Genomic DNA, 4,603 nt, shown 5'->3' with positions numbered 1-4,603 from the left:
GAGACAGAATTAAACTGTTATTACGCAATACCAACACATCGTCAATCTGCAGCACAATATTGCCTCCCTCCCCAGAGGCACTGGTGGCGGTGATATTCCCCCGGTCGAGAGACAATAGCCGAGCCCCAATGCCAATGTTGCCAGCGTCCCCTTCACCCTCGCCGCTCACCGTCACCGTCGCCCCATCAATGATGCGAAAGTCTCCTGTGGTCACCTGAATATTGCCCCCCGTCCCCGTCGCCGTCTCAAAAGATGAGGCCAGTAGCCCGCTAGCAATGCCTGTATCGGTGGGGTCAATCAAATCCACAGACTCGGTGGCCACAACGGTGAGATCACCAGCCTGCCCTGCCCCGAATGTTGTAGTAATGGCCTGGGCACCACCGCTGGCCCGCAGCCGCTGGGTTTGAAGGTTAATGTTTCCCGAGGGAGCTGTGGTAAATGAGCCGGTTGCCAGGAGCGAACCGTCGATTTGCAGATCGTTGGTGGCGGTAATGTCGATGTTGCCGCCTGCGCCGCTGCCCAGGGTGGTGGTGGCGACTAATGCTCCCTCGCGGGCCGTTAACTCAGGTGTCTCAATCGCCACGTTACCAGCGGCTCCATCCCCAGCCGCCACCGTTAAAACACCTTGGGTAAAGTTATCCACCGTCAGGGACTGGTTTAGGGCAGGCCTAATAATGGTTTCGTCGAGGACATTAAATCCATTACCCACCAGCTCCACCGACTCATCCGCTCGAATTCGAATGTTGCCCCCATCATTAGCGGTGGTGGTTGAAGCATTGATTTGTCCATTATTGAGCAGCAGCAGACCAGTGGTAATGTCGATGTTGGCCCCTGCCCCGCTGCCCGACGTTGCGGTGGTAATCTCCCCACCATCGCTCACGCTCAGCCGTCGAGTGATGATACTCAAGGGTCCTGAATCCCCAGCCGCTGTCGAATTGGTAGCAATGCCGCTACGTCTGGCTACACTGGTACCAATGACTTCAATTTCTTCCTCAGCCTGGATGGAGAGGCTACCGCCATCGCCTGAGTTTAAGGTGTTGGAAGCTAGCAGGCTACCGGTCTGAATCGATAACCGCTGGGTGTTGAGGGTCAAATCCCCCGCATCCCCTGGCGAAATCGAAGAGGTAAGAACAGTAGCGCCGTCGGTCAGGGTAACGTCTTCCGCCTGAATCTCTAAATTACCGGCATCCTGCCCAAAAAAATTCGTTGTTGTTAAAATCCCGGCGATACCGTCCATGTCAATGTCGTCGACAACAATGGCAATATCTCCTCCATTACCCAAAACCGCAAAGCTGCTCACTGCGGCTCCGGCGCTCATTGTGAGTTGCTTTGCGCTCAGCGTAATGGTGCCGGCATCACCGGAGCCGATGGCAGCTGATACAATGCCTGCGCTAGCCCTGCTCAACTGAAGAAAATCAGCAGCGTCGAGGGGAATGGTGGAAGGTCCAGGCAACGAGCCCACGAGATCGATGGATTCTGTCACATTGACCCGAATATCGCCTCCATTACCAGCACTCTCAAAATCGGCAGTTGAGGCGATTCCATAAATATCAGAAGCAAAGGGAAAATCAAACCCAGCTGTGCGCCCAATCGTTAGGGACCGGGCATTGAGACTGACATCACCCCCATCGGCGGTGCCAAAGTCAGCGGTACTAAAAATTAAACTGTTATTTAGGACAATATCCTCAGCAACATCGACAACAGCGTTGCCCCCCTGAGCATTTTGGACAAACCCTAGGAATAGGGCCAGCGATTCGTCTCGTGTCAGAACACCGACGGACGTTTCTTTCAAGTTCAGCGACTGGGCCGTGATCCGAATATCCGCGCCCACGCCCTCACCAGCGATGCGGTTAACAATACGATAGTTGTCAGCGTTCAGGGCACCACCGCTGGTGAGGGTAATCTGCCCTGACTGTAATCCACCGGCACTAATGTCACCTATGCGGGAAACAGGATCGGGCGATCGCAAGTCTAAATCGCCACCAGCAATAAGGGTGACATCCCCGGCCACGCCGGAAAAATCAGCGACCTGGCCGGAGGTAATTGAACTATCGGTGACGATCTTGCCATTCACAAAAATATTCTCGGCGGCCGTAATGGTAATGTCTCCAGCCTCGGCGTTGCCGTCGGACAGCAGGTTATCGGTGGTGGCTACCGAGCCCGCTGGACTGGTCACCGTAATGTTGCCACCGTTATTGGCTGTGCTGCGGCTATCCAGCAAGCCTACGGTGATATCGCCGAGGGCAGTTAGGGTAATATCACCGCTATCACCATTGTTATCCGTCGTAATAACAGTGCCCCCCGCCGTATCAATACCAGTGCCAGACAACTCCACCTGACCACCGGGAGCACTGAGCGTGCCCAGATTCCGGACAGTGCCCCCTCGCAGAGTTAAATTTTGTTGGGGGTTAACGGCTAACGTACCGCGATTTTCCAGCAGACCGGTGTTGGTACCATACTGAATCCCTGGCGACACATTTACCGTCAGCAGCGGTGAGGGCACATCGGGCTGAACGGCGCTAAATTCATAGCCATCAACCCATAAACTATCGATACTGGCCGCCGTAAATGAACCAGCGACATCTAACTGGGCATTATCACCAAACACGATGCCGTTAGGATTGAGCAAAAACAAGTTGGCTAAACCCTCCACCCCCAGCGTCCCGTCAATGGCCGAGGGGGCATTCCCCATTACTCGGGTGAGGATATTGGCAATCCCCGCTGGGTTAGCAAAATAAACCTGCTGTCCGGGATCAACATTAAACTCAGAAAAACTATGGAATACCCCAGTGCCACGCACTGCACCACCGTCTAAACGTAGACCACCGACCGTGGGGATAACCGTTGAAGCCTCATTACCCAGGGAGGTATCAGGAATCACCTGGGCCCATGCTCTGGAAAAGGTGGGAACGGTGATAATAGGGGCTATCGATAACAGGCCCACCAGGGCATATTTCAACCCCTTCCAACCCAGACAGATAGGTAAATTCAGCATAGAAAATCAAAGCACCCGCTAGTGGGTATTTAACCACACAATAAATCCATGCTTTGCTATTTCCAATCCGTGCAACGTTTTCATAGCGGGCATCATAGTTCTTCATAATAGATCTCACCTTTCTTACCTTTTACACCTTGGGTAAGAAAGGTGAGATGAGGTAAGAGAAGTGAGCGACTTGATCAGGTCCTTTTCTTTAACACCTTTGTTGCCATTTCTTTCAGATAAAATTTGGCCACGGCTGAATGGGCGTTGATGTAGCACTGCTGCCATGCTCAAGCGGTTTGCTGATCAGTTTGAGCCAATGCTGTTAGCTGACCAGCTTGTTTATTCGTTGCTTTTTACTTGGAGAGAGACAACCTATGGAACCATTGCTTGGACAAATTATTATGTTTGCGGGCACCTTTGCCCCTAGAGGCTGGGCGTTTTGTGATGGTAGTACCTTGCCAATCGAAAATAATCCAGCTCTGTACAGCATACTAGGAACGACCTATGGAGGGGATGGGCGACGTACCTTTGCCCTGCCCGATCTTCGAGGTCGTGCCCCTGTTCACGAGGGGTCAGGACGGCGTTTGGGAAGCCAGGGTAACCTCACAGGTAATCTCACGATGCATGAACCTGGTAAAGGAACATCTACAGAAGCAGCACCTTATTTAGCCGTTAACTACATCATTGCAGTTCAAGGTATGTTTCCACCACGTAACTAAGATCCACGGATGAAAGAAATGGTATGACATGCTTGCGATCTCAACTCTCACACTACATTGAATAAGACGTGTTGAGTGGGAAGTGCGATCTCACCATTAGCCAGACCATAGTTACTCGTATGCAACCAGTGTATTATGAGTTGTCACACTATTTGAGATTCTATCCATGAGCACAGATAAGGCTGCTACAGATATCGCCTACTATGCCATCCATCCTGGGCTTGGCGTTGCCCGCGTTGGCAATAGTCGAGATGAATACTACATTGGTCCTGAGGTGACCAATCCGGCTCAGTCCGGTGCTTTCAAGGATGACCAGGGAGCCATTAAGCGTCAGGCGGCTCGTTTTCGCATCTATGGCTATAACAAAGACGGTAACGCCATCCGTGAGATCACAGCAGACGATCCCGATACAACCATTGAATGGACGGTGGAAATTGCCAATAAAAAGGCTGGCTGGTACGAATTTGTTGAAGCCTTAGATTTACCCGGCGGCCCTAGGGCAGATCGCCGGAATGCCAATATTCCTAACCAGGATCGTTATAAGTTAGACATTTGCCCCAAGCCCCAAACCGTTTCAGGAAAAAATGCCCCACCTGCCCCATTTGACGATGGCAAATTTATGGGGCAAACCGTCTATCTGGGGGAGCTGCGCACCGATGAGAAAGGGCGATTGTTATTTTTAGGAGGCTATGGTGAGTCTCACTCGGCCTATGCCGATAATCCGCCTGCCAGCTTTGGTAATAACAATGGCTGGTGCGATGATATGTCCGATGGTTCAGTGTCGGCTAAGGTGACTATCGGTGGAAAAGAATTGACGGTTGATCCAGCCTGGGTGGTAACAGCGCCGCCCAACTATGGTACCACCCTGATCGGTGTGAAAACCATGTTGGATGTGATGACC

3 protein-coding genes are annotated in these 4,603 nt (G+C 52.1%); 2 read left to right on the top strand and 1 reads right to left on the bottom strand.

Annotation, left to right across the window (positions count from 1 at the left end):
* The coding region (locus IQ260_RS27995; protein WP_193996355.1) for a two-partner secretion domain-containing protein at positions 1 to 2,995 on the bottom strand (2,995 nt) is incomplete at its 3' end.
* A 362-nt stretch (positions 2,996 to 3,357) separates the two neighbouring features.
* Between IQ260_RS27995 and IQ260_RS27990 the strand changes: the two genes are divergently transcribed.
* Positions 3,358 to 3,702, top strand: coding sequence for a phage tail protein (locus tag IQ260_RS27990; protein ID WP_193996354.1), 345 nt, complete (start codon positions 3,358 to 3,360; stop codon positions 3,700 to 3,702).
* A gap of 166 nt (positions 3,703 to 3,868) precedes the next feature.
* On the top strand, positions 3,869 to 4,603 hold a 735-nt coding region (locus IQ260_RS27985; protein WP_193996353.1), incomplete at its 3' end, for a LodA/GoxA family CTQ-dependent oxidase.

The sequence above is a fragment of the Leptolyngbya cf. ectocarpi LEGE 11479 genome (genome assembly GCF_015207065.1).
GTDB classification, from domain to species: domain Bacteria; phylum Cyanobacteriota; class Cyanobacteriia; order Phormidesmidales; family Phormidesmidaceae; genus Leptothoe; species Leptothoe ectocarpi.
This window is presented reverse-complemented; position numbering and strand designations above follow the sequence as displayed.

What these genes read in the sequence shown, in the direction of transcription:
- IQ260_RS27990 (WP_193996354.1), top strand. Translation starts at nt 3,358, where the DNA reads ATGGAACCATTGCTTGGACAAATTATTATGTTTGCGGGCACCTTTGCC.